At 61.3% G+C, this 25,194-nt stretch carries 20 protein-coding genes and 1 pseudogene; 9 read left to right on the top strand and 12 right to left on the bottom strand.

Annotation, left to right across the window (positions count from 1 at the left end; translation table 11 throughout):
- Positions 1–9 precede the first annotated feature (9 nt).
- From trpC to lexA, 4 genes are all read left to right on the top strand, one after another.
- Entirely contained in the window at positions 10–822 is an 813-nt protein-coding gene (gene trpC / locus RA19_RS20945; RefSeq protein WP_039166481.1) for an indole-3-glycerol phosphate synthase TrpC, read from the top strand.
- Positions 823–838: 16 nt separating this feature from the next.
- Positions 839–1,309: a cyclic pyranopterin monophosphate synthase MoaC gene (gene moaC, locus RA19_RS20940; protein WP_039166478.1), complete on the top strand. Its 471-nt coding sequence runs from the start codon at positions 839–841 to the stop codon at positions 1,307–1,309.
- Entirely contained in the window at positions 1,310–2,482 is a 1,173-nt protein-coding gene (locus tag RA19_RS20935) for a molybdopterin molybdotransferase MoeA (RefSeq protein WP_039166475.1), read from the top strand.
- 189 nt (positions 2,483–2,671) lie between these two features.
- Positions 2,672–3,385, top strand: coding sequence for a transcriptional repressor LexA (gene lexA, locus RA19_RS20930; RefSeq protein ID WP_039166473.1), 714 nt, complete (start codon positions 2,672–2,674; stop codon positions 3,383–3,385).
- Here lexA and RA19_RS20925 read toward each other — a convergent pair.
- A complete protein-coding gene (locus RA19_RS20925; RefSeq protein ID WP_342586092.1) occupies positions 3,379–4,815 on the bottom strand; it encodes a ComEC/Rec2 family competence protein in 1,437 nt (478 codons plus the stop codon). The genes lexA and RA19_RS20925 overlap by 7 nt on opposite strands.
- A 66-nt stretch (positions 4,816–4,881) precedes the next feature.
- Positions 4,882–5,343 (bottom strand): annotated as a pseudogene (locus tag RA19_RS27720) (DUF4131 domain-containing protein); the annotation flags it as partial.
- Positions 5,344–5,530: 187 nt separating this feature from the next.
- On the opposite strand from RA19_RS27720, the gene gltX reads away from it, so the two are divergent.
- The 3 genes from gltX to RA19_RS20910 all read left to right on the top strand — a co-directional run bounded on the left by gltX (position 5,531) and on the right by RA19_RS20910 (position 9,451).
- Positions 5,531–6,931 carry a glutamate--tRNA ligase gene (gene gltX / locus RA19_RS20920; protein ID WP_039166470.1) on the top strand — a complete coding sequence of 467 codons (1,401 nt, stop codon included), beginning with the start codon at positions 5,531–5,533 and terminating at the stop codon, positions 6,929–6,931.
- Between the two features lie 127 nt (positions 6,932–7,058).
- Positions 7,059–8,354, top strand: coding sequence for a citrate synthase (locus tag RA19_RS20915; protein ID WP_039166468.1), 1,296 nt, complete (start codon positions 7,059–7,061; stop codon positions 8,352–8,354).
- 266 nt (positions 8,355–8,620) lie between these two features.
- Positions 8,621–9,451, top strand: coding sequence for a calcium-binding protein (locus RA19_RS20910; RefSeq protein WP_039166466.1), 831 nt, complete (start codon positions 8,621–8,623; stop codon positions 9,449–9,451).
- Positions 9,452–9,507: 56 nt separating this feature from the next.
- On the opposite strand, the gene RA19_RS20905 is transcribed toward RA19_RS20910, so the two are convergent.
- The 10 genes from RA19_RS20905 to RA19_RS20860 all read right to left on the bottom strand — a co-directional run bounded on the left by RA19_RS20905 (position 9,508) and on the right by RA19_RS20860 (position 21,298).
- Positions 9,508–10,284, bottom strand: coding sequence for an enoyl-CoA hydratase-related protein (locus RA19_RS20905; RefSeq protein ID WP_039166463.1), 777 nt, complete (start codon positions 10,282–10,284; stop codon positions 9,508–9,510).
- 103 nt (positions 10,285–10,387) lie between these two features.
- Positions 10,388–10,870, bottom strand: a complete 483-nt coding sequence (locus RA19_RS20900) for a cytochrome c-type biogenesis protein (protein ID WP_152615841.1) — start codon at positions 10,868–10,870, stop codon at positions 10,388–10,390.
- Entirely contained in the window at positions 10,867–12,831 is a 1,965-nt protein-coding gene (locus RA19_RS20895) for a heme lyase CcmF/NrfE family subunit (RefSeq protein WP_039166458.1), read from the bottom strand. The genes RA19_RS20900 and RA19_RS20895 overlap by 4 nt, the downstream gene beginning before the upstream one ends.
- 77 nt (positions 12,832–12,908) lie before the next feature.
- Positions 12,909–13,484 carry a holin family protein gene (locus tag RA19_RS20890; protein WP_039166456.1) on the bottom strand — a complete coding sequence of 192 codons (576 nt, stop codon included), beginning with the start codon at positions 13,482–13,484 and terminating at the stop codon, positions 12,909–12,911.
- Positions 13,475–14,086, bottom strand: coding sequence for a holin-associated N-acetylmuramidase (locus RA19_RS20885; RefSeq protein ID WP_039166452.1), 612 nt, complete (start codon positions 14,084–14,086; stop codon positions 13,475–13,477). Before RA19_RS20885 ends, RA19_RS20890 begins: the two co-directional genes overlap by 10 nt.
- Positions 14,087–14,282: 196 nt before the next feature.
- On the bottom strand, positions 14,283–14,726 hold the full coding sequence (ccmE, locus tag RA19_RS20880; protein ID WP_039166449.1) for a cytochrome c maturation protein CcmE: 444 nt from the start codon (positions 14,724–14,726) through the stop codon (positions 14,283–14,285).
- Between the two features lie 43 nt (positions 14,727–14,769).
- On the bottom strand, positions 14,770–15,798 hold the full coding sequence (gene argC / locus RA19_RS20875) for an N-acetyl-gamma-glutamyl-phosphate reductase (protein ID WP_039166446.1): 1,029 nt from the start codon (positions 15,796–15,798) through the stop codon (positions 14,770–14,772).
- A 115-nt stretch (positions 15,799–15,913) separates the two neighbouring features.
- A complete protein-coding gene (locus RA19_RS20870; RefSeq protein ID WP_039166442.1) occupies positions 15,914–16,723 on the bottom strand; it encodes a glutamate racemase in 810 nt (269 codons plus the stop codon).
- Positions 16,724–16,732: 9 nt separating this feature from the next.
- Positions 16,733–17,611: a lysophospholipid acyltransferase family protein gene (locus tag RA19_RS20865; RefSeq protein ID WP_039166440.1), complete on the bottom strand. Its 879-nt coding sequence runs from the start codon at positions 17,609–17,611 to the stop codon at positions 16,733–16,735.
- A 267-nt stretch (positions 17,612–17,878) separates the two neighbouring features.
- Positions 17,879–21,298: an indolepyruvate ferredoxin oxidoreductase family protein gene (locus tag RA19_RS20860; RefSeq protein WP_039166436.1), complete on the bottom strand. Its 3,420-nt coding sequence runs from the start codon at positions 21,296–21,298 to the stop codon at positions 17,879–17,881.
- Positions 21,299–21,468: 170 nt separating this feature from the next.
- On the opposite strand from RA19_RS20860, the gene RA19_RS20855 reads away from it, so the two are divergent.
- Both RA19_RS20855 and purL read left to right on the top strand, forming a co-directional pair.
- The gene (locus tag RA19_RS20855) at positions 21,469–22,374 is read left to right on the top strand and encodes a LysR family transcriptional regulator (protein ID WP_039166433.1); all 906 of its coding nucleotides are present in this window, start codon (positions 21,469–21,471) and stop codon (positions 22,372–22,374) included.
- 635 nt (positions 22,375–23,009) lie between these two features.
- Positions 23,010–25,175 (top strand): phosphoribosylformylglycinamidine synthase subunit PurL, encoded by a 2,166-nt coding sequence (purL, locus tag RA19_RS20850; RefSeq protein ID WP_039166429.1) that lies wholly within the window; start codon positions 23,010–23,012, stop codon positions 25,173–25,175.
- The last annotated feature ends 19 nt before the right edge of the window (positions 25,176–25,194 follow it).

Raw genomic sequence — 25,194 nt, 5'->3', positions numbered from 1 at the left:
CACACTGGCATGACCCAAAACGTGCTCGACAAGATCAAGGCCTACAAGCTTGAGGAAGTGGCCGCAGACAAGGCCGCCAAACCGCTGGAGGCTGTCGAGGCAGAGGCACGCGAGGCCTCGCCGGTGCGCGGTTTTGCCGAGAGCCTGATGCAGGCCAATCGCGACGGTTACGGGCTGATTGCCGAGATCAAGAAAGCCAGTCCCTCCAAAGGCTTGATCCGCCCGGACTTCGAACCTGCGGAACTGGCCAAGGCTTATGAGGCCGGCGGCGCCACCTGCCTGTCGGTGCTCACAGACACCCCCAGCTTCCAAGGGGCAAAGGCGTTCCTCACTCAGGCACGCGAGGCGTGTTCCCTGCCCGCGCTGCGCAAGGACTTCATGTATGACACCTACCAGGTTGCCGAAGCCCGTGCCCTGGGCGCTGACTGCATCCTGATTATCCTTGCGTCGGTTACCGATACGCAGGCACAGGAGCTGGAAGCCAGTGCGTTCGAATGGGGCATGGACGTTCTGCTGGAGGTGCACGACGCCGAAGAACTGGAGCGCGCCTGCGCCCTGAAATCGCCGCTGATGGGCATCAACAACCGAAACCTCAAAACCTTCGAGACCACGCTGGACACCACCCGCGAGCTGTCCCGCATGGTGCCTGCCGACCGGACCATCGTTTGCGAAAGCGGTCTGTTCACGCCCGGGGATCTGAGCGACATGGCCCGCTATGGCGCCCGCACATTCCTGATCGGCGAAAGCCTGATGCGCCAGGACGACGTAGCCGCTGCAACCCGCACATTGCTGGCCAACCCGTTGATGCCAAGCGCGATGTAATTCAAGGAGTTAGGTCATGAGCCTCACCCATTTCGACACCAAGGGCGATGCCCATATGGTCGACGTCTCGGACAAAGCCGTGACCTCCCGCATCGCCACTGCCGAGGGCCATATCACCATGGCTCAGGAGACTTTCAGCATCATCTCGGAAGGCCGGGCGAAGAAGGGCGATGTCCTATCAGTTGCCCGCCTGGCCGGTATTATGGGCGCCAAGAAAACGCCCGAGCTGATCCCCCTCTGCCACCCGCTTCCGGTTACAAAGGTGGCAGTTGAGCTGACGCTGGACCCAGACCTGCCCGGCGTGCGGATCGAAGCAACTGTCAAGACCACCGGCCAGACCGGAGTTGAAATGGAGGCGCTGACGGCCGTCTCCACTGCTGCGCTGACCGTCTATGACATGGCCAAGGCCGTGGACAAGGAAATGCAGATCGGCGGCATTCGGGTAACGCTGAAAGATGGCGGTAAATCAGGCCGGTACGAGGCATAAATGATCTCAGTCAGCGAAGCCCGCAAACACCTTCTGGCACTGGTCAGGCAGCTGGATAGTGAAGAGGTTCCGCTGGCCGAGGCCGCTGGCCGTGTTCTCGCCCGCGATGTTCAGGCGCGCCGGGACCAGCCGCCGTTCTCTGCTTCGGCCATGGATGGCTATGCCGTGAATGCCGCCGAAGTTGAGCTGCACGCCATGTTCAAAGTGATCGGAGAAGCTGCCGCAGGCCACGGGTACAAAGGCCGGATCGGTGCAGGCCAAGCAGTTCGGATCTTCACCGGCGCTCCGGTGCCGGAGGGCGCAAGCTTTGTTGTCATTCAAGAGGATGTCACCCGCTCGGGCGACCTCATCACGATCACGGACGATCCTGGCAGCAACAGCAACATCCGCCCCCGCGGCGGCGACTTTCTCGACGGGCAGACGATTACGGCTCCCAAGTTCCTGACCGCGGCAGATGTGGCGCTGATGGCGGCAATGAATATCCCCGCCGTGCCTGTGACCCGCCGCCCGCAGATTGCCCTTATCTCCACGGGCGATGAGCTTGTAATGCCTGGCGGCACACCTGGCCCGGACCAGATCATCGCCTCAAACACCTTTGGTCTCAAGGCGATGCTGGAGGAACTTGGTGCTCGCGCCCGGATCCTGCCGATTGCGCGCGACACCGAAAGCTCCTTGAGCATGGCTTTCGAACTGGCCGAGGGAGCCGATCTCATCGTGACGATCGGCGGCGCGTCGGTGGGCGATCATGACCTTGTCGGCAAGGTTGCCGGGGATCTGGGCATGGAGCGGAGTTTCTACAAGGTTGCCATGCGCCCGGGCAAGCCGCTGATGGCCGGCCGGCTGAACGGCGCTGCTATGGCCGGGCTGCCGGGCAACCCCGTGTCCGCGATGGTTTGCGGCCGGATTTTCCTGGCTCCGATGATCCAAAGCATGCTGGGTCTTCCGGCCGGAGACCAAAGCCGTAAGACCGCCATTCTGAGCGAAGACCTGAGCTCAAACGGACCCCGGGAGCACTACATGCGCGCCCGGGTCGAAGACGGGTCGATCCGGGCCTTTCCAAACCAGGACAGCTCGCTTTTGACGGTGCTGAGTGACGCCAATGCGCTTTTGATCCGTCCTCCCAGCGATGGCGCCCGCAAGTCCGGTGAAGAAGTGCAATACATTCGTCTCTGACGGCCGTTACACTTTGCGAAAATGCCCGTCCTGGAGGCGTTCAAGTCTAAGAACCGGTTGCGTGGCAAACGGATTTGCAGCCATTCCATTTCGTGTTCTTTTGATCGATTTTTTCCGCCATGTTGACACAAAACGTGAACATGCGTAGAACAAAAGAAAACATAGACCTGAGGCGCGGAGGGAGCGGCGATGCTCACGAAAAAGCAACTTCAATTGCTGGGATTCATTCACAAACGCCTGCAGAGCGATGGCGTTCCGCCAAGTTTTGACGAAATGAAGGTTGAACTTGACCTGCGCTCCAAGTCAGGGATCCACCGTTTGATCACTGCGCTGGAGGAGCGGGGCTTTATCCGGCGGTTGCCGCACCGCGCGCGTGCCATCGAAATCATCAAGCTGCCTGAAAGCCTGGGAGGCCTGCCTGAGCCGCAGGGATTCTCACCAAAGGTGGTCGACGGCAATCAGGGCATGTCTCCCTCCACCGGCCCGGCGCCCGTTTCGGCGGACCCGATGCGCCAGGCTGCCGTGGAACTGCCGGTTATGGGCCGCATTGCTGCCGGTGTGCCAATCGAGGCGATCAGCCAGGTGTCTCATCAGGTCGCAGTGCCGGGAGGTATGATTGCACCCAACGGCCAGCATTTCGCGCTTGAGGTTAAAGGCGACTCAATGATTGAAGCCGGTATCAACGACGGAGACATTGTCGTGATCCGGGAAACAGGCGCCGCTGATAACGGCGATATTGTGGTGGCTCTTGTCGAAGGCCACGAAGCCACTTTGAAGCGGTATTTCCGCCAGGGCGGCATGATCGCGCTGGAAGCGGCGAATCCAGCCTATGAGACGCGCCACTTCCCGGAGGATCAGGTTCAGGTCCAGGGGCGCCTGGTTGGGTTGATCCGGACTTACTGAGACTTGGCGGCGCGCTGTAACAGCTCCTGAAGTGTCGCAGCTCCGGCAGTTTCAGGCTGCCAGCTGTTCCAGGGCCGCCGTCCCGACACACCGCGGGCGGTCAAGACCTCACCGGATTCACTGATAGCTATGCTTCCAGTCTGCCGCAGCAGCGCCGGCGTCAGAATGAAACATCCCGGCGGTGCAGAAGCTTCCACCGTGGTCACAAGAATCTCTTCTTTGCTGCAGGCATTCACTTCAGAGACCTTGCGCTGGCCCGGCGCGTGAACAAGACGGATTCCGGCGCCTTCCCACGCCGGCAGTCCAGAATATTTTGACTGCCAGCGGGACGCCGCTTCCGGCTGGGTTGCTACATCGCCATCGTTTTCCAGCCAAATCTCGGCGGTAAAGCCCTGCCCTTTGGCGCGCGACAGGGCCCGGCCCTCCGGCGCCAGCGCGCCGATCAGCCCGCCGGATTCCGCAATCAGGACCGCAGGCCGTTCGGCACCGGCCCACAGCCAAAGAGCCGCAGCAATCGGAAGGGCTCCGGCCACTCGCAAGCGCCCGCGCCAGATGACCAGAACCAGAAACCCGGCAGCAAGCAGCGGCAGCACCCATCCGCCGGGCGCGGCTACTTTGGTTACTGCTCCGTCAAAACCGGACACGGTTCGGGCCACCCACAGAATCCAGTCCAGCCCCCAGCGCATGACAGTCAGCCCGGCTTGCTCCAACCCGAAGGGGGTCAGGCACAAAGACAGCACCGCGGCCGGTATGACAACGGAGCCCATCACAGGAACTGCCAACAGATTAGCGGCAAGGCCGTAATGGGGCACCGAATTGAAATGAGCTGCCGCAAACGGAGCCGTCGCGGCGCCTGCCACTGCTGATGAGATCACCAGCGCCATCACAGGCCGGAACCAGCGGGGACCAAGGCCTGTCTCGGAGTTGCGCAGGGCGGCAAACACCGCAACCAGCGCCGCCGTGGCCGCAAAGCTCATTTGGAATCCTGGGCTGAGAAGGCTTTCCGGGCGGCGCAGCAGAACGATCAGCGCAGCTGCCGCCACCGCTCGCAAAGTGATTGCACGCCGGTTCAAAAGAACAGCCCCCAGCATCACCGAAACCATGATAAACGCGCGCTCGGTTGCAACATTGCCCCCCGACAACAGCAAGTAACCGGCGCCGGCTGTCAGCGCGGCAAGCGCGGCAAGCTTTTTGACGGGCCAGCGCAGCGCCAGCGGCGGCATTAGGCAAAACAACAACCGGACCGCCCCGAACACAAAGCCGGTGAGCAGCCCCATATGCAGTCCGGAAATGGCCAGCAGGTGGGCAAGATTGCTTTGCCTCAGGGCAATCAGCGTCTGTTCTTCCACGCCGCTGCGGTCCCCAGCAGTGATCGCAGCGGCGAACCCGCCGGTATCGCCGGAAATCTTCTGCTGCAGATATTGGGCCAAGGCGCGCCGGTACCGCTCAACAGGGACACCGCTTCCAGGCTCCTCCGCCAGCAAAACGGGTGCTCTGGTGTATCCCAATGCTCCTAGCCGCTTGAACCAGGCGTGACGGCTGAAGTCAAAGCCGCCTGGTTCTGCAGGACCTTGCGGCGGCAGCAAATGCGCTGTTGTCATGATCCTTGCGCCGGGCGGCGGTACCCGTTCCTGCCCTCTTATAGAGATCCGGACCCGCACGGGCGTTTTAGCTGGCGAAACCCGGTCAAGCCGGACCTGGTCCAAAGTCAGCCGCAGCGCGTCTGTTGGCGAACGGTCCACCGAGACCACCCGCCCTTCAACCGGGCCGTAATACCGGAAATCCAAAACAGGAGCGGCAGCCCAATGAGTCCGTGCACCGGCCAGGCAAAGCCCCGCGGCTACCAGGGCAGGTGCCCAGAGCAGAAATGCCAGCGGACGCTGCCGTGAAGCAAAAAATGCAAAGACCGCAGAGGCCGCAGCCAGAACCGCAAAAACTGCCGGCACGGGTTCGGACATCAAACTAAAATAGCAGCCAATTCCCGTTCCCAGAAAGACCGGCGCCCAGGGAAACAGATATCCCCGCTGCATCTGCAGTATGTCGTAGATGGCAGCTCTCAGCCGCATGCTTGCCCCCCGCCTTCTGGCCCGGTAGACAGGCGGAAACACTAAGCCTCAGATGGTTTCCAAAAGGTAAATCCCGCTCATGACCCAACCGGTTGTCACCCGCTTCGCGCCCTCTCCCACCGGCTTTCTGCACATCGGCGGCGCCCGCACTGCGCTGTTCAACTGGCTCTACGCCCGCGGCCGCGGCGGTAAGTTCCTGCTGCGGATCGAAGACACCGACCGGGAACGTTCCACCCCCGAGGCAACTGCAGCCATCCTGCAAGGCATGGAATGGCTCGGCCTGGATCACGACGGCGATGTGATCAGCCAGTTTGAAGGCGCAGAGCGGCATGCCGAAGTTGCGAAGCAATTGCTGGCCGAGGGCAAGGCCTACAAATGTTTTGCCTCCCAGGACGAAATCGCTGCCTTCCGCGAGCAGGCCAAGGCCGAAGGCAAATCCACGCTCTACCGTTCGCCCTGGCGCGATGCGGATGAGGCCAGCCACCCGGATGCCCCCTATGTGATCCGTATCAAGGCGCCGCAGAGCGGCGTTACCGTTATCAAGGATCAGGTCCAGGGCGATGTGACCATCAAGAACGAGCAGCTCGACGACATGATCCTGCTGCGCTCAGACGGCACCCCGGTCTACATGCTGGCGGTTGTGGTGGATGATCACGACATGGGGGTCACCCATGTGATCCGCGGCGACGACCATCTGAATAACGCCGCCCGCCAGATGATGATTTATGAGGCGATGGGCTGGGAAGTGCCGGTCTGGGCCCATATCCCGCTGATTCATGGCCCTGACGGTAAAAAACTCAGCAAACGCCACGGTGCTTTGGGCGCTCAGGAATACCAGGCGATGGGTTATCCGGCGGCTGGGATGCGCAACTACCTGGCCCGCCTCGGCTGGTCGCACGGGGATGACGAATTTTTTACGGACGCGCAGGCTCAGGAGTGGTTCAACTTTGACGGCATCGGCAAAAGCCCGGCCCGTTTCGACACCAAAAAGCTGGAAAACCTATGCGGCCAGCATATTGCTGTTAGCGACGACGCTGCGTTGCGGCATGAAATCACCGGCTATCTGGCTGCCGCCGGCGAGCCCGCTTTGACTGACGCGCAGTCACAGGGGCTGGAAGCTGCGATGTATTGCCTCAAGGACCGGGCGCGCACCTTCCCTGAACTGCTTGAAAAAGCGCATTTTATCCTTGCTTCACGGCCAATTGAGCGGGATGCGAAGGCAGAAAAGGCGCTTTCATCTGTATCCGATGGTATACTGAGTGAATTGACGCCGCAGCTGCAAAATGCTAGCTGGGTCCGTGACGATCTGGAGGCGCTTCTGAACGAGTTTGCGGAAGCCCATGGTACCAAGTTCGGCAAGCTGGCAGGTCCTTTGCGGGCCGTGCTCGCGGGCCGGGCAGTAACGCCTTCGGTGTTCGACATGATGCTGATTCTGGGCCGCGAGGAAACCCTGGCCCGGCTCGCAGACGCGACAGGCTGAAACCGGTTGTTAACTCCCGGGTAAGCCTGTTTTGATACGACAACTCCTGCGCGAATCCGCGCAGGTGCTGCCCGCATGAAGAGGCCCCGAGCGGCAGCTTTCGTGCCTGTAACAGGAAGGGACATCCATGACCGAGACACAGAAATCTGCCACGCTCAGCCTTAATGGCGAAACTTACGAGCTGCCCATTTTCTCGCCAACGGCCGGGCCCGATGTTCTCGACATCCGCAAGCTCTATGCGCAGGCAGGTGTGTTTACCTATGACCCGGGGTTCACCTCCACCGCCAGCTGCGACAGCACCATCACCTATATTGATGGCGGCAAGGGCGAACTGCTGCACCGCGGCTACCCGATCGACCAGCTGGCGTCGAAATCCCATTACCTCGAGGTTTGCTACCTGCTGCTGTACGGTGAACTGCCGACCGCGGCGCAGCTGGAAGACTTCGAGACCCGTGTGACTCGTCACACCATGGTGCATGAGCAGATGCACAACTTCTTCCGCGGCTTCCGCCGCGACGCGCACCCGATGGCGACCCTGGTGGGCGTGGTTGGCGCGATGTCGGCCTTCTACCACGACTCGCTGGACGTGACCGACCCGTGGCAGCGCGAAGTTGCGGCTGTCCGCCTGATCGCCAAGCTGCCGACCATCGCCGCGATGGCCTATAAATACTCGATCGGCCAGCCCTTCGTGTATCCGAAGAACGATCTCGATTACGCGGCGAACTTCCTGCACATGTGCTTCTCGGTTCCCTCCGAAGAATACCATGTGAACCCGATCCTGAGCCGCGCGATGGACCGGATTTTCATCCTGCACGCAGATCACGAGCAGAACGCCTCGACCTCGACTGTGCGTCTGGCCTCTTCTTCCAGCGCCAACCCGTTTGCCTGTATCGCTGCCGGCATCGCCTGCCTTTGGGGCCCTGCTCACGGCGGCGCCAACCAGGCATGCCTGGAAATGCTCAAGGAAATCGGTTCCGTGGACCGCATTCCGGAGTTCATTGCCCGCGCCAAAGACAAGAACGACCCGTTCCGCCTGATGGGCTTTGGCCACCGCGTGTACAAAAACACCGACCCGCGCGCCAAGGTTCTGAAGCAATCCGCGGATGAGGTGCTGGAGCTGCTGGGTGTTGAAGACAACCCGCTCCTGCAGGTCGCCAAGGAGCTTGAACAGACCGCGCTGAACGATCCCTACTTCATCGAGAAGAAGCTGTTCCCGAATGTCGACTTCTACTCGGGCATCATCCTCGAGGCGATGGGCTTCCCGACTTCGATGTTCACCCCGATCTTTGCACTGTCGCGCACCGTCGGCTGGATCTCGCAGTGGAAAGAGATGATCGCCGATCCCCAGAACAAGATCGGCCGTCCGCGCCAGCTGTACCTGGGCGAGACCATGCGCGACTACACCGATATCGAGAAGCGCTGATACAAGTCGCTCTCTTTCAAAACACCCCGCAACCGCGGGGTGTTTTTTATTTCGCCGCTGCTTGCGCAGTCAGCTTTGAGACACTGTTTCAGTCCAAGAAACAACCTGGCGAACCTAAAGGTTCTGTCTCCCGCACGTGTTTATTTTCAGTGTGATTGTATTGGAAATTTGACGTAAACTTAGAGGCGAATTAATCATATCCTGAATTGACTTCAAAATCCGGAAGGCCCGGAAGACGTGGCCTGCGGAAAACACGGAACTTGCAAATGAACGGTTTGATATTTCTGGGTATCGGCCTGACTATCGGTCTGGCAGCCCTTTTTCTGGATGACGATGACAGCAGCTCCACCAGCGGTGAACCGACCGATGGCGACGATATTCTCACCGGAACGGAAGGCGACGATGAGATCTTCGCCGGGGACGGCGAAGACCTGATCGAAGGCCGCGGCGGTAATGACCGGCTGTTCGGAGAGGAAGACAACGACTTCGTCTCAGGCGGCGCCGGGGACGACTTTCTGCGCGGCGGCGAAGGCGACGACTATGTGCTGGATCATGAAGGGTCCGACACGCTGGAGGGCAACCTTGGTGACGACACGATCGTCGCGACAAGCGCGTTGGATGGCGAAGAAATCGCCGCTTTTGCAAAGGGCGTGTTTAACGGCACGATTTCCGATCCCAGCAGTATCGAGGATTTGTACCGGCCGGATACCGACACTGACAGCGATGCCGACAGGATCCGGGGCGGAGAGGGAGATGACTTGGTTCTCGCCGGCGACGGAGATGTTGTGTCTCTTGGTGAAGGAGAGGACACATTGGGCGTCGGTGATTGGATCGTGGCCGGTGATGAGCCTGTTGTGCTCACCGATTACAGCAGGTTTGAGGATGCCATAGTCTATTCTCACGACGGCCAGGGAAACGCGCCGGAGCTGAGCCTGGAAGAAACCCTGGATGCATTCGGTGACCCGGAAGATGCCCTTCTTTATGCCGATGGGCATTTGGTTGCCCGGATCGAAGGCGCAGGCGGGCTGGTGTCGTTGAACGATATCAGAATCGTGGACCGCAGCAGCCTTTCAGACCCGGTGCTCAGCATTCTATAAGCAGCCGGAACAAGGCACCGGCCTCGGGTCCTTGTTCCGGTGTCTGCGGCCGTAGCTCAGCGCCCTTCGAACTTCGCGGGGCGCTTTTCCATGAATGCGGTAACGCCTTCCAGAAAATCCCGGGTCTTACCGCATTGGCCTTGCAAATGCGCCTCGACCGAGAGCTGCTCAGCCAGATCGCGGCCAAAACTTTCCCGCAACGCTGATTTGGTTGCGGCAAAGGCTTTGCTGGGGCCTTGGGCCAAATACGCTGCACGCGCACGCCAATGGCTGTCAAATTCGCTGTCCGGCACGGCTTCCCAGATCATGCCCCAGTCGCTGGCTTGCTGAGCACTGATGCGGTCTGCAAACAATGCCGCCCCCATGGCCTTGGCCAATCCTATCTGGCGCGGCAGGAACCATGTGCCTCCGGCGTCGGGCATCAATCCGATCTTGGTGAAGGCCTGCATGAAAAAGGCGCTTTCCGAGGCGATCACCACATCCGCCGCCAGCGCAAGATTGGCCCCGGCCCCGGCCGCAGCGCCATTGACGGCTGCCAGCACAGGGACGGGGCAGTCATAGATCGCCTGCAGCATTGGCAGATATTCGTCCCGCAGCGTGCGCTCAAGGTCCAGGCTTCCGGCACTGGAGGCATCGCTCAGATCCTGCCCCGAGCAAAAGGCATCCCCCGCACCAGTCAGAACCACCGCCCTGGCTTCAGCAGCTGCGAGCTGCATGGCATGGGTAATTTCCGCCCGCATGCGGCTGTTCAGCGCGTTCTTGCGTGCCTCGCGGTTCAGGGTGATGACTGCCAGCCCGTCCTGCAGCGAGGACAGGATTTCCTTATATTCCATGGGATTGCCTCGTGTATCTTACGCCATCGGCAAGACCCCTCCGGTCCGGCCCTTGGCAGGCATCGTGGCGCAAAGCCGTCTAAGCGGAAAGACCGACCCGGCGTCAATCCTCCAGGATTTTCCGAAGCCGCTCCTGTTCTTCGGCACTCAGTCCCTGCTCGGCCGCCTTGGGCGCGCGGGAACGGCCCCGGACATAGACGGCAGCAATCGCAAGGGCTGCCAGCAGCATCAGCGGCCCGGCGGCCCACAAAAGCCAGTTGGCGCCGCTGGCGGAGGGCCGCAGCAGAACATACTCGCCATAGCGGTCAACGATGAAATCCATTGCCTCCCGGTCGCTATCACCCGCCGACAGGCGCTCGCGCAGCAGCACCCGCAAATCACGGGCCAGCTCGGCGTTGGATTCGTCGATGCTTTCGTTGCGGCACACCAAACAGCGCAGATCCTTGGAAAGCTCGCGCGCCCGGCCTTCAAGAACCGGGTCCGCTAGTATTTCATCCGGCTCAACAGCGAACGCTGCGGGGGGCTGGAAAAGCGCCGCTGCCATCAGACCCGCCAGGCCCAGTATCATATACCGCCATTGTTTCATTCTGCTGGAACTCCCGGCGCAGGTGTCTTGCGTGCGCCTGCCGCGACACGGAACCGCCGGTCGCTAAGGCTCAGCAGCCCGCCAAGCGCCATCAGGATCGAACCGCCCCAGATCCAGTTGGCAAAGGGTTTGATATAGGTGCGCATTGTCCAGCCGCCGTCTGCCTGCCGGTCGCCCAGCACCACATAGAGGTCACGGGTCACCCGGTAGTCGATCGCCGCTTCGGTGGTCGGCATCCGGGCCACGGGGTAGTCGCGTTTTTCCGGGAACATCACCGCTTCGGGGCGGCCATTTCGTGTTACCTCAACCCGGCCCTTGGTGGTGAAGTAGTTCGGCCCCTGCTCTCGGTTCACGTCCTTCAGAACCAGGGTAAAGGCGCCCACCTGAAACGGCTCGCCAAGCTGCGCCACCCGGATGTCTTCCTGTTCCCAGGCAGTGAGGCCCGCAATGGCAAAAATGGTGATGCCGAGGCCTGCATGCGCCGTGGCCTTGCCCCAATCTGCGCGCGGCAGACGCAGCATCCGCTGCAGGCGCCCGGACTTGCCGCTGCGCAGCCAAAGGTCAGCCACAGCCCCAAAGGCAACCCAAGAGCCGAGGAACAGGCCAACCGGACCCAGCGCCGTCCTGCCTGTTTGCATCGACCAAGCCAGCACGCCCAGCGACACGGCCAGAAGGAAGACATACCGCAGCTGCCAGGCAGTCCGTGCGACTTTGCCGCGCTTCCACGGCAGCAAGGCGCCGACCGGCAGAATCAGCCCCAGCACGACCATAAACGGCGTGAAGGCCGAATTGAAAAACGGCGGCCCCACGCTCAGCTTGCGGTCAAAGAGCATCTCGGCGACGATCGGCCAGACGGTGCCGAAGAACACGACAAAGCAGCTGACCGCCAGCAGGATATTGTTCGCCACCAGCGCGCTCTCGCGGCTGATCATGCCGAACACGCCTTTGGCTTCCATCGCCTGCGCCCGGGCGGCAAACAAGGTCAGCGCGCCGCCGGTGAAGAAGGCCAGGATAAACAGAATGAACACGCCCCGCTCAGGGTCATTGGCGAAGGCATGCACGCTGGTGATGATGCCGGAGCGTACAATGAAAGTGCCGACCAGCGAGAAACCGAAAGCAAGGATCGCCAGCAGAATGGTCCAGCTTTTCAGCGCTTCGCGCTTTTCGACCACGATTGCCGAGTGCAGCAGCGCTGCGGCCAGCAGCCAGGGCATGAAGGAGGCATTTTCAACCGGATCCCAGAACCAGAAGCCACCCCAGCCCAACTCGTAGTAGGCCCACCAGGAACCCAGAGCGATGCCGATGGTCAGAAAGATCCAGGCCGCCAGCGTCCAGGGCCGCACCCAGCGGCCCCAGGCGGCGTCAACCCGGCCTTCGATCAGCGCGGCGACGGCAAAGGAGAACGCCATGCTCAGGCCGACATAGCCCAGATAGAGAAACGGCGGGTGGAAGGCGAGGCCCGGATCCTGCAGCAGCGGATTCAAATCCTGGCCGTCAAACGGCGGCACCGTAAGCCGCAGGAACGGGTTGGACGTGAAGAGAATGAAAGCAAAAAACGCCACGCCAATAGCAGCCTGCACTGCCAGCACCCGGGCCTTCAAGGTCGGCGGCAGCCCGCCGCCAAAGACCGAGGCCAGCGCTCCGAACAGGCTGACGATCAATACCCACAACAGCATCGAGCCCTCGTGGTTCCCCCAGGTGCCGGAGATCTTGTAGAGCATCGGCTTGGCGGAATGGCTGTTCAGCGTCACCAGCTTCAGCGAGAAATCCGAGGTGATGAAAGCCCACATCAGCGCCCCGAAGGAGAAGGCTGTGAACAGGAACTGCGCCTGGGCGGCAGGTTCGGCCACGGCCATCCAGCCGGGCCAGCGTTTCTGCGCGCCGATCAAGGGGATAACGGCCTGCACGATCGCAATCATGAAGGCGAGGATAAGGGCGAAGTGGCCGAGCTCTGTAATCATACGCCCCATATACGCCCCTGCGCGCGGGGCGCCAATGGCAATCCCCGCGCCAAGCCGCCGCAGACGGCAAATTGTGATCAGCCGCGCTGCGCTTTCCAGCGATCCAGCGCGGGATTGAACTCGGGTTCCGTTGCCTCAAGCTTGGATTGGGCATCGGTGCCTGCCGCCGCAGAGCCAGGTGCATCCGCCCGCAGCCGGTCCAATGCCGTGATGTTCTCCACTGCCTGAGGAACCCGGGCCATGCTGGCTGCCAGCCCTCTTTGAAACTCCTGTGCTTTCAGCTGGTGCCGGGCGCCAAAGTAGAATGAGACAATCACCCCCAGCAGCCACCACAGCGGTTCCGGCACAAGAGCCAAGCCTTGCATCCGGGCCGCAAACCAGACCGGATTAACCAAAGCCGAAATCATCAGGGCAAGCGTCCCAAGCGCCAGCAGCGGACGCGGAAGCCGGTTTACCCCGTCCATGATCCTGTCAAAACGGCTTCGGTTTGCCTGTTGAAACTCAGCGCCAAACTGGCTTAGCGCGCCGATCTGCACCTCATGCGACCGCGCTGCACCTGCTTCGGCGTTCTCGCGGAAGACCTCAGCCGTTTCGCGCAGCACATTGCGGCGGCTTCCGAAAATCAACGCCGCCAGTTCCGTGATCAGCCCCATGCTGCAGTCCTCTTCTGAAAGTCCTCTGTGCTCAGGTGAAAGGCCGGCGAGATGAACTCTTCCGCCCGCTTGATCCAGCCGCCTTTGCCGCCTGCCCGGCTGCGGGCGAATTTCCGGCTTGTAGGGCGGCGGTCCGCAAGGCGGAGGTAGTAGTTGCGCCGCGCAATCCCGTAGGCATCGCGAAGCGCATCCGCCTTCACACGCGCGGCTTGCCAGGCGGCACCGGACGTCTGCGGGCCTATTGCGCCGTCCACTGCCACGCCATAGCCCATCTCCCGAAGCAGCCGCTGCAGAACACGCACCGCATTGCCGCCTGCATTGACGTACATGTCAAATACCGTGTCCTGAAGGCAGTCCGGCAGGCTGCCGATTCCAGGCGCCTCAAAATAGTGGCGGATAAAAATCTCAACCGCCCTTGCTCGCGTCAGCGCCCGGACGTCGGCCACGCCAACCCTGCCGTCGCCGGTCAGATCCAGCCCCAGCCGCCGCAGGGTTACAATGGTCACCCCGTATTTGGTGGCACCGCCGGGATCATCCGGATCATTCACATAACCGCCTTCCCGCGCCACGATCTCCGCAGCGATTTTCTTCACAGTTTGCATCGCATCTCACCCGTTTCCAGCCCCGCGACCTTGCTGGAAAAAAGCTAAGATCCTGCGGCACCGCCGTACGCCGGTCGTGCAACACCGGCCTTACTGCGCCACCGCGCCGCGCACAGCGCGGCGCCGGGCCCAACGCAAAACGCCTCCCGGCAGGGAGGCGTTGTTGGGGCGGGAGCATCTTGTTCCGGCAGCGGCTTCAGGTTTCGGGTTCCTGATAAACCCCCTGCTCTTTCAATGCGTCCATGACTTCCTTAGGCATATAAGTTTCGTCATGTTTCGCGAGGATTTCAGAGGCTTCAAAGACTCCGTTCACGTAGCGCCCGGTGCCGACCATGCCCTGGTTTTCCTCAAACAGATCCGGCAGCACCCCGGTATAGGCCACCTGCACGGTTGCCCCGCCGTCGGTCACCGCAAAGCGCACGGTTTCGCCCTGGCCGCGCTGCAGCGAACCCTCGGCCACCAGCCCGCCGATGCGGAACACCTCGGATGGCTGCGGCGGCGCTTCGGCCACCTGGCTGGGCGAGCGGAAATAGTTGATCCCGTCCCGCATGGCATAGCCGATCAGGGCGGTGGCTACGACCAGTGCCACCGCGGCAACCGCGATGACCTGGATACGGCGCTGTTTCTTCAGGTTCTTCATGGTGTCCTCAATTCAGGCCATGTGCGGCAGCGCCCGTCCCGGATCAGGGGAACAGGGGCGCCATCATCAGCCCTTGGGTCTCTTCCTCACCTAACATCAGGTTGGCATTCTGCAAGGCCTGGCCGCTGCTGCCCTTTGTCAGGTTGTCCAGCGCGGCGATCACAATCGCGCGGCCTTCGATGCGGTCAGCAGCCACACCGATATGGCAGAAATTCGAGCCGCGTACATGATGGGTGCTGGGCGCCTCGCCAAACGGCAGCAGCTCGATGAAAGGCTCATCCGCATAGGCCTTGGCAAAGGTGTCATGAATCGCCTGCGCATCGCCTTTAACGTAGACCGTCGCCAGAATGCCCCGGTTGGCCGGCACCAGATGCGGTGTGAACTGCACCTTGACCGGGCGGCCGGCAAGCTTGCTGAATTCCTGATCGAATTCGCCCAGATGCCGGTGGGTGCCGCCGATGGCATAGGCGTTGTAGCCCTCGCTCAATTCCGCATGCAGCAGGTTTTCCTTGAGCGACCTGCCGGCGCCGGAGACCGCGCATTTCAGGTCCAGGATGATCTCATCCAAATCGATCACACCGGCTTCGATCAGCGGCCGCAGGGCAAACTGGCCAGTCGCCGCGTTGCAACCGGTGCCGGCCACCAGCCGCGCGGATTTGATCTCATCCCGGTAGAACTCGGTGAGGCCGTAAACCGCCTCTTCCTGCTGCTCCAGCGCGGTATGAGGGTTGCCGTACCATTTTTCGTATTCCGCCGGATCGCGCAGCCGGAAATCCGCCGACAGATCGACGATTTTCAGGGTTTTGGGCAGCGCCGCAATGACTTCCTGGCTGGTCTTATGCGGCAGCGCGCAGAAGCACAAGTCTATGCCGGAAAAGTCGATCTCATTGATCTTGCAAAGAACCGGCAGTTCCATATGGCGCAGATGCGGAAACACCTGGGCCATGGTCATGCCTGCCTTGCGCTCCGCCGACAGGGCTGCGATTTCAATGTTCGGGTGCTGGGCGATCAGCCGCACCAGTTCGGCGCCGGTGTAGCCGGAAGCGCCAAGGATAGCCACTTTGTGGGTCATGTCAGACCTCGTCTTTCAATATGATATGCCGGTTCCGCAGCCATCTGCGGAGTGAGATAAGGGGAATGGCAGCTTGGTACTTTGACTTGGAACAAAGTCCCGGAACAAAGGAGTATCAAGCCGCCTGAAAGGTGATTTCCCGTCGGAGGAACTGGGTTGCGCGATCGCTCACACGGCTTGGGTCGCCGGTTGTGAAATAGCCGCCCTCACCCGCGCCATACATGTCCGGATGGCGCTGCAGATAGTCTGCAAGACTGTCGGCCACCAGAGTTCCCTGGCTGAAGACCTTAACCTGCGGGCCCAGAGCGGTCTGGAAGATCTCCTCCATCAGCGGGTAATGCGTACACCCAAGAATAGCCGCCTCCGGGTGAGGCATCTTGCGCATCAGCGCATCCACATGGCTGCGCACCAGCGCTTCGGCCAGGATCAGGTCGCCGTCTTCAATGGCATCGACCACGCCGCCGCAGCTTTGTGCCTCCACATCGACGCCGATGGCCCGGAACGCCAGCTCCCGCTGGAACGCCCGGCTGGCGACGGTGGCAGGGGTGGCAAACAGTGCCACATGCTGCACCGCGACCTCGCGCGGCGGCGAATTGTCGCCCCATTGCCGCTCGGTCAGCGCTTCGATCAATGGCACAAAGACCCCCAGCACCCGCTTGCCCTTGGGCAGGCCGCCCTCCTGCATCCGCCGCAGCGCCGCTGCCGATGCCGTGTTGCAGGCCAGGATCACCAGATCGCAGCCCTTGTCCCACATGCTCTCAACAGCTGCTTTGGTTAGCTGATAGACATCCTCGGCATCGCGCACGCCATAAGGCGCGCGGGCATTGTCGCCGTAATACAGGAAGTTAACGTCCGGCAGCCGCTTTTGCGCTGCGTTGAGGACGGTCAGCCCGCCAAGTCCTGAATCAAAGATGCCAACAGCCATAAAGCTCTCTCACACGCGGTGTTTCTCCTCGAACTCAAACCCATAGCCGGTGGATTTGAGCGGTACCGGTGACAGGTCATACGTGGCTTTGCGCAGGAAATCCATCATTGCTTTGGAGTCTTTTGCAAGCGGGTCAAGAACATCGCGGGGGATAGGCGCGCCGATCACCACTTTGACAGGAGTGCCGACCCTCCTGCGGAACTCCTTGATCAGCAGCCCCATGCGCAGCGTGTTGTGCAAATGGCTGGCGATCTGGAACAGGCGGGAGGTATGGCCGTCGGAAAAAACAGGTACAACCACAGCCTCGGACTTGGCAATCATCCGTGCTGTGAAGCCGCGCCAGCCCGGATCCATCGGATAGTCGAAGGGTTTGGCTGCCGTAGACACAGTGCCGCCAGGGAAGATGCCGATTGCGCCGCCCTGCCCCAAATACCGCAGCGCTTCCTTGCGCGTTTCCAGGTTGATGCGCATCGCCTCTTTGGTTTCGTCAAAGGAGATCGGCAGGACAACATTGTTCAGGTCTTCTGCCTTGCGGAACACCTTATGCGCCAAGATCCGGAAATCGCTGCGGGTTTCCGCGAGAATGTGCCCCATCATCAGCCCGTCAAGAATGCCGTATGGATGGTTGGCGATCAAAATCACAGGTTTGTCTTTGGGAATATTGCCGAGCGAGCCTGCCATCACATCCAAGGTCAGCCCGTAGCGCTCGGCCATCACCGTCCAGAAACTGCGCCCGGCGGCCACGTCCCTCTCATACCCCGCCGCCCGGCGGATCAGCTGCAGCCGGCCGGTGGAGTTTTCCAGCAGCCGGATCACCGCACGGCCAGGGCGGCTGGCTGCGGAATGGGCATAAGAGATGTCGCGGGCAATATGACGGCCTGCCTGCATGTTCCGGGCGCTCCCTGCGGGTTCTTTGGCCAAATATGGCCGGGCACTCATTTTGCAACGCGCGCGTAACGCCGGTGTGACGGTTTAGCGCCGGCAGGGCTGGGGCTCTGCCCCAGACCCCGGGAGTATTTTGATCAGAAAGAAGCAGCAAGAGAGCTTTTGCGTCCACGCGCATCGGCGCCGCGCGTTAGCGCGGCGCCGGGCCCAACGGTGAAGGGGCATTCTTTGAATGGTCCTGAGCGGGCGGGAGCGCTTCGTTCGGCTGCCCTATTCCGCCGCTTGTTTCAAGGGCACCCCGCCCTGGCGCAGGGCGGCCAGCAGTTCTTCTCGGCGCTTGGCGGCCTTTTGCTCATTGGCCATTTTGACCGGACCAAACCCTCGGATCTGCAACGGCAGTTCCGCCAGGGCGATCAGCGGCTCCATCAGCTCCGGCTCTGCCTTTGGCAGCCATTCTTTCATGTCGCGCTCATACTGCTTGATCAGCGCCCGCTCCATCTTGCGCTCGGCAGTATAGCCGAAGATGTCGAGCGGCGTGCCGCGCAGAGACTTCAGCTTGGCCAGCAGCCGGAATCCACGCTCCATGCCGGTTCCGAACTTGCGCTTCTTGGGGCGGCCGTCAGGATCAGTGCCGCCCAGCATCGGCGGTGCCAGGTGATACGACAGCTTCAGATCGCCTTCGAACTCAGCTTCTGCCTTGGCGCGGGTGTCCAGCAGCAGGCGGGCCACTTCGTATTCGTCCTTATACGCCAAGAGCTTGTGGTAGCCTTTTGCCACGGCCTCCTTGAGGGCCGGGTCGCCTACACTGTCAACCAGCTTTCCATAGCGCTTGGCCAGCCCATTGCCCTGATAGGCAATCAGATGGTTGCGGCGGAAGTCGATCTTCTCCTGCAGGGACTTCGGCTTTTCGGCAACTTTCGGCTGGCTGAGCTTCCGGGCCTCTTCGGGATAGAGCACCGCCCAGCGGCCGATGTTGAAGGCGCGCTTGTTGCGCTCTACCGCGGCGCCGTTCAGCTCGATCGCCTGTTCAATGGCCTCATGGCTGACCGGGACAAGCCCCTTTTGCCATGCCGCGCCAAACACCATCATGTTTGAAAAAATCGAGTCGCCCATCGCGGCGCGTGCCAGTTCCGAGGCGTCAAACAGGTCCAGCCGGTCGCGCAGGCGGGCCTGCAGGGCCACCTCCAGACGGTCGGTTGGCACCTTGAACTCGGTATTCTTGGTAAATTCTCCGGTGATGATCTCATGGCTGTTCACCACGGCGCCGGTCTGGCCGGTGGTTGTCAGCCCCAGCGTTTTGGAGCCCGCGCTCACCACGAGGTCGCCGCCGATCAGCGCATGCGCCTCTCCGGTGGCCACACGGATTGCTGAGATGTCCTCAGGATCGTTGGCAATGCGGCAGTGGATATGCACGGCGCCGCCCTTTTGGGCGAGACCGGCCATTTCCATCAGCCCGGCGCCCTTGCCGTCGATCTGGGCCGCCTGCGCCAGTACCGCGCCGATGGTCACCACACCGGTGCCGCCGACGCCGGTGATCACCACATTATGGGTTCCGTTGATCTTAGGCAGTTCCGGCATTGGCAGATGCGGCAGGTCGATGTCCGCGGTTGCTTCCTTGCGGATCTTTGCGCCTTCCACTGTCACAAATGACGGGCAGAAGCCGTTGACGCAGGAGAAATCCTTGTTGCACGAGGACTGGTCAATCGCCCGCTTGCGGCCCAGTTCGGTTTCCTTAGGCACGATCGAGACGCAATTCGACTGCACGCCGCAATCGCCGCAGCCTTCGCAGACATCGGTGTTGATGAACACCCGCTGGTCCGGGTCCGGGAACAGCCCCTTTTTGCGGCGGCGGCGCTTCTCGGCCGCGCAGGTTTGGATGTAGATGATGGCTGAGACGCCCTCGACCTCCTCGAATTCGCGCTGGATCTTCATCATCTCGGCCCGTTCATGCATCCGCATGCCAGCCGGGAAACGCGCGGCATCGACGTCCTCTTTCTCGTCATAGACCACGGCCATGGTTTTGACGCCCATCGCCTTCAGCTCATGCGCGATCTGATGCGCGGTCAGCCCGCCCTCGGCTTGCTGCCCGCCGGTCATGGCAACGGCGTCATTGTAGAGGATCTTATAGGTGATGTTGGTGCCTTCAGCGAGCGCGGCCCGGATCGCCTGCACACCGGAGTGGTTGTAGGTGCCATCGCCCAGGTTCTGGAACACATGCTTGCGCGTCGAGAACGGCGCCTCGCCGACCCAGTTGACACCTTCACCGCCCATATGGGTGAAGCCCACCGTCTCGCGATCCATCCATTGCACCATGAAGTGGCAGCCGATGCCCGCATAGGCGCGGGAGCCGTCCGGCAGGCGGGTGGAGGAGTTATGCGGGCAGCCCGAGCAGAAGTAAGGCAGCCGGGTGGCGATCTCCTCGGCATTGTCGGCGCGGCGCGCTTCGGCCAGGCTTTCAAGGCCTGCGCGGATTGCCTCGGTATCGCGGCCCTCCTCGATCAGGATATCGCCAAGTTTCTCGGCGATCATGATCGGGTCGAGCGCATATTTGGTCGGGAACAATTCCTCGCGGTGCATGCCGCCGGCGCCGCCCTTGTACCAGCCGTAAACCCGGCGGCCGCGGCGGTCGTCAAAGATTGCTTCCTTGATCTGGATCTCGATCAGCTTGCGCTTTTCCTCGACCACTACGATCAAATCGAGCCCCTCGGCCCAGTCGTGGAACCCCTTCATGTCCATCGGGAAGGTCTGGCCCACCTTGTAGGTGGTGATGCCCAGGCGCTCGGCCATGGTTTCATCAATGTTCAGAAGCTTCAGCGCATGGACCAGGTCCAGCCAGTTCTTGCCTGCCGCAACAAAACCGATCTTGGCGCCGGGTTTACCCCACATGCGCTTGTCCATCTTGTTGGCGTGGCTGAAGGCCTCAGCCGCAAAGCGCTTGTAGTCGATGATACGGTTTTCCTGGCGGAAGCGGTCGTCATCAAGCCGGATGTTGAGTCCATCGGCCGGCATGTCAAACTCAGGCGTGACGATTTCCATCCGCTCAGGGCGGGCATCGACAACCGAGGTCACCTCGATGGTGTCCTTCATGGTCTTGAGACCCACCCACAGGCCGGAAAACCGGCTGAGCGCATAGCCGTAAATGCCGTAGTCCAGGATTTCCTGCACTCCAGCGGGACTGACCACCGGCAGGTAGCAATCCAGCAGCGACCATTCCGACTGGTGCAGCACAGTCGAGCTTTCGCCAGTATGGTCGTCACCCATTGCCAGCAGCACACCGCCGTATTTCGACGAGCCTGCCATGTTCGCATGCCTGATAGCATCACCCGAACGGTCAACGCCGGGCCCTTTGCCGTACCACAGGCCAAAGACACCGTCGTATTTGCCCTCTCCGCGCACTTCGGCTTGCTGCGCGCCCCACAGGGCAGTCACGGCGAGATCTTCGTTCAACCCGTACTGAAATGTGACATCAGCCTCTTTCAGCTGCTTTTCAGCGCGGGCCATCTGCAGGTCCACCGCGCCAAGCGGCGATCCGCGGTAGCCGGTCACCAGTCCGGCAGTGTTCAGCCCTGCTGCAATATCCCGCTGCTTCTGCATCAGCATCAGACGCACCAGCGCCTGGGTGCCGTTTAGCAGAACAGGTGATTTGCTCAGGTCGTATTTGTCGTTGAGTGAGATATTTTGCGTGCCCATCCGGTCCTCCTCAACCTAGGATTAGCTTGCCTTATCGCCCTCGATAATAGGTCATAAATGCTGACCTGTGTAGGTTTCTTTTTTCACATTTTTGCTCGCTTGCACCATGAAAACTGATACATAACTAAGATTTCATATAGTCTGCCCGAAACGCACAGAAAGTAACGCATATGGATTGGGATAAGCTCAGAATATTTCACGCGGTCGCGGATGCGGGCAGCCTGACCCATGCGGGAGACAAGCTGAATCTGTCCCAATCGGCGGTCAGCCGCCAGATCCGGGCCCTGGAAGAGAGCCTGAATGCGACGCTTTTCCACCGCCATGCGCGCGGACTGATTCTCACCGAACAGGGCGAGCTGCTGTTTGATGCAACTCAATCCATGTCCAGCCGCCTGGAAGCGGCCGCCGCGCGCATCCGCGACAGCGAGGAGGAAGTGTTCGGCGAACTGCGGGTGACGACCACGGTTGGTTTCGGCACCCTGTGGCTCGCACCGCGGCTGACTAAACTGTATGAACAATACCCCAACCTGAAGATCGACCTGATGCTGGAAGAGCGGGTTCTGGACCTGCCGATGCGCGAGGCCGATGTGGCGATCCGGATGAAGGAGCCCAGCCAGGCTGATCTGGTACGCAAGCGGCTGATGACGGTTCGGATGGGCCTTTATGCCTCTCCTGCCTATATTGAGCAGCGCGGCACATTGGAAACTGTGGCTGATATCTCGGAACACCGGCTGATCTGCCAGAACCAGCGGTCTGCCCAGGTGGGCTCCGCCGCGGTGCTGGGCAAGGCGCTGATGGCAAACAACCCGGGCTCGCTGCTGACCGTGAACAATTACTTCGGCGTGCTGCAAGGCGTTCTGCACGATCTTGGCGTTGGTATTCTGCCTGACTACGTGACCGAAGAGTTCCCCGAACTGGTCGAAGTTCTGTCGCATGAAGATCAGAACCAGGTTCCGGTCTACCTCGCCTACCCCGAGGAGCTGCGCCACTCGCAGCGGGTCGGCGCTTTCCGGGACTTCGTGCAGTCCGAAATCATGGCGCACCGCAAGCATATGAAAGAACTCGGCAAACTCTGAGCGCTAACATGTGCGATGGCTGGAATTCCGTGCCGCGGCGCAGAAACTCTTACGGCTTTTGATGCGCCAAACCTGTGCCCCTTTCCAAGCCATGCAATTTACGCATACCAGCTTTGATGTTCATTTGGTGTTAATCCCCTTGAAGGGGCAGGCATGGCGCCCTAAATGATCCTCATGAAGGCGGCGGCCTTGCCCCCCTTCATACCTCCCTGTTGGACTTCGGCCGAGCTTAGTGCTCGGCCTTTTTTTTGGGCCGCTAACCATCTGTCATCACTTGCTTTATTTCCTTGGCGACCCGTGCCTCCCAAAGCGGGAGACTTAGGTTCGAAGACAGGCTGGCAAGGGCGCCGGCCGCCTGCCCCTGGATAACAAGGTAAAACTTCCCTGGTCTTTGAAAAAATTCTTCTTGCGCTGGGCAACTTTCGCAATGCTTGTAATTTGGGCCCCGTTCCAGCACCCCGCCTCCATTTGCATCACTTTGAAAAGCCTGCATCTTCAACCTTCCGGACTTCCCGCTGTCTGCGGCGCAAGGCCGCCCCGCTGCAGAACTGATCGGGATTCCTTTAATTCCACTTCCCCCGCGCCCCTCGTTGCCCTAAAAGGCGCGCAATCGCAGCCATTGGGGACGTTTACGGATGCAGGAACCCGCCATCACGCCTGAACTGATTGCTAATCACGGGCTGAAGCCCGAGGAATACGATCTGATCCTCGAAATCATCGGGCGGGAGCCGACCTTTACCGAGCTGGGCATCTTCTCGGCGATGTGGAACGAGCACTGCTCTTATAAGTCTTCCAAGAAATGGCTGCGCACCCTGCCGACCGACGGCCCGCAGGTGATCTGCGGCCCCGGTGAAAACGCAGGCATCGTGGACATCGGCGACGGCGACGCCGTGGTGTTCAAGATGGAAAGCCACAACCACCCCTCCTACATCGAACCCTACCAGGGCGCGGCGACGGGTGTTGGCGGTATTCTGCGCGACGTATTCACCATGGGCGCGCGGCCTATCGCTTCGATGAACTCGCTGTCCTTCGGCGAGACCTCCCACCCCAAGACCAAACAGCTGGTCAACGGCGTGGTTGAAGGCATCGGCGGCTACGGCAACTGCTTCGGCGTGCCCTGCGCCGGCGGCGAAGTCCGCTTCCACCCGGCTTACAACGGCAACTGCCTGGTGAACGCATTCGCTGCGGGCCTGGCCAAGACCGACGGCATCTTTTACTCCGCCGCTTCCGGCGTCGGCATGCCGGTTGTGTACCTGGGCGCCAAGACCGGCCGTGACGGCGTTGGCGGTGCGACCATGGCGTCTGCGGAATTCGACGACACCATCGAGGAAAAGCGCCCCACCGTTCAGGTCGGCGACCCCTTCACCGAAAAGCGCCTGATGGAAGCCACGCTGGAGCTGATGCAGACCGGCGCGGTGATCTCGATCCAGGACATGGGTGCCGCCGGCCTCACCTGTTCGGCCGTGGAAATGGGCGACAAGGGCAAGCTGGGCGTGCGCCTGGACCTGGAAAACGTGCCGCAGCGCGAAGAGAACATGACAGCCTATGAGATGATGCTGTCGGAATCTCAGGAACGTATGCTGATGGTGCTGAAGCCGGAACTGGAAGCCGAAGCCCGCGCCGTGTTCGAGAAATGGGACCTGGACTTTGCCATCGTCGGCGAGACCATTGCCGAAGACCGCTTCCTGATCATGCACAACGGCGAAGTGAAAGCTGATCTGGTGCTGTCCAAGCTCTCCTCCACCGCGCCGGAATACGACCGTCCGTGGAATGAGCCGGTCATCCCTGAGGCGCTGACCGATGCTGACGTGCCGACCATCGACCCGATTGACGGCCTCAAGGCACTGCTCGCCTCGCCGAACTATGCCGGCAAGCAGTGGGTTTATGAGCAGTACGACACCACCGTGATGGGCGACACCCAGCGCCGTCCGGGCGCAGGCTCGGGCCTGATCCGGGTGCATGGCACCGACAAGAAACTGGCCTTCACCTCCGACGTGACCCCGCGCTACGTCAAGGCGAACCCGGTTGAAGGCGGCAAGCAGGCGGTGGCCGAAGCCTACCGCAACCTGACCTCCGTTGGCGCCAAGCCGTTGGCCACCACCGACAACCTGAACTTCGGCAACCCCGAAAAGCCCGAGATCATGGGCCAGTTCGTCGGCGCGATCAAAGGCATCGGCGAAGCGGTTGCTGCTCTGGATATGCCGATCGTCTCCGGCAACGTTTCGCTCTACAACGAGACCGACGGCCAGGCGATCCTGCCGACCCCGACTATCGGTGCCGTTGGCCTGGTGGCTGCGGACGAAGAGCCAATTATCGGCGAGGCCCGTGACGGCCACGTCGCCCTGCTGGTGGGTGAAACCATCGGCCACCTAGGCCAATCCGCCCTGCTGGCCGAAGTCTTCAACCGCGAAGACGGCGATGCCCCGGCGGTCGATCTGGCAGCTGAGAAGCGCAACGGCGAATTCATTCGCGCCAACCGCGACTTCATCAAGGCCTGCACCGACCTCGGCGATGGCGGCCTGGCACTGGCAGCCTTTGAAATGGCCGAAGAAGCCGGCGTTGGCGTGCAAATCGACGCTGGCGACACCCAGACCTTGTTCGGCGAAGACCAGGCCCGTTACCTGATCGCCTGCAACTTCGACCAGGCCGAAGCCCTGATGCTGGCGGCTGGCCAGGCCGGCGTGCCGCTGGTCTCCGTGGGCAAATTCGGCGGCGACAGCGTGAAGATCGGCGGCTCCGAAGCTCCGCTGGCCGAGCTGAAGGAGATCTTCCGCTCCAGCTTTGCCGCCGCGGTGGCCTGATAGTCAGCCTTTACAAGGC

The organism is Leisingera sp. ANG-M1, assembly GCF_000813745.1.
GTDB lineage: Bacteria > Pseudomonadota > Alphaproteobacteria > Rhodobacterales > Rhodobacteraceae > Leisingera.
This window is presented reverse-complemented; position numbering and strand designations above follow the sequence as displayed.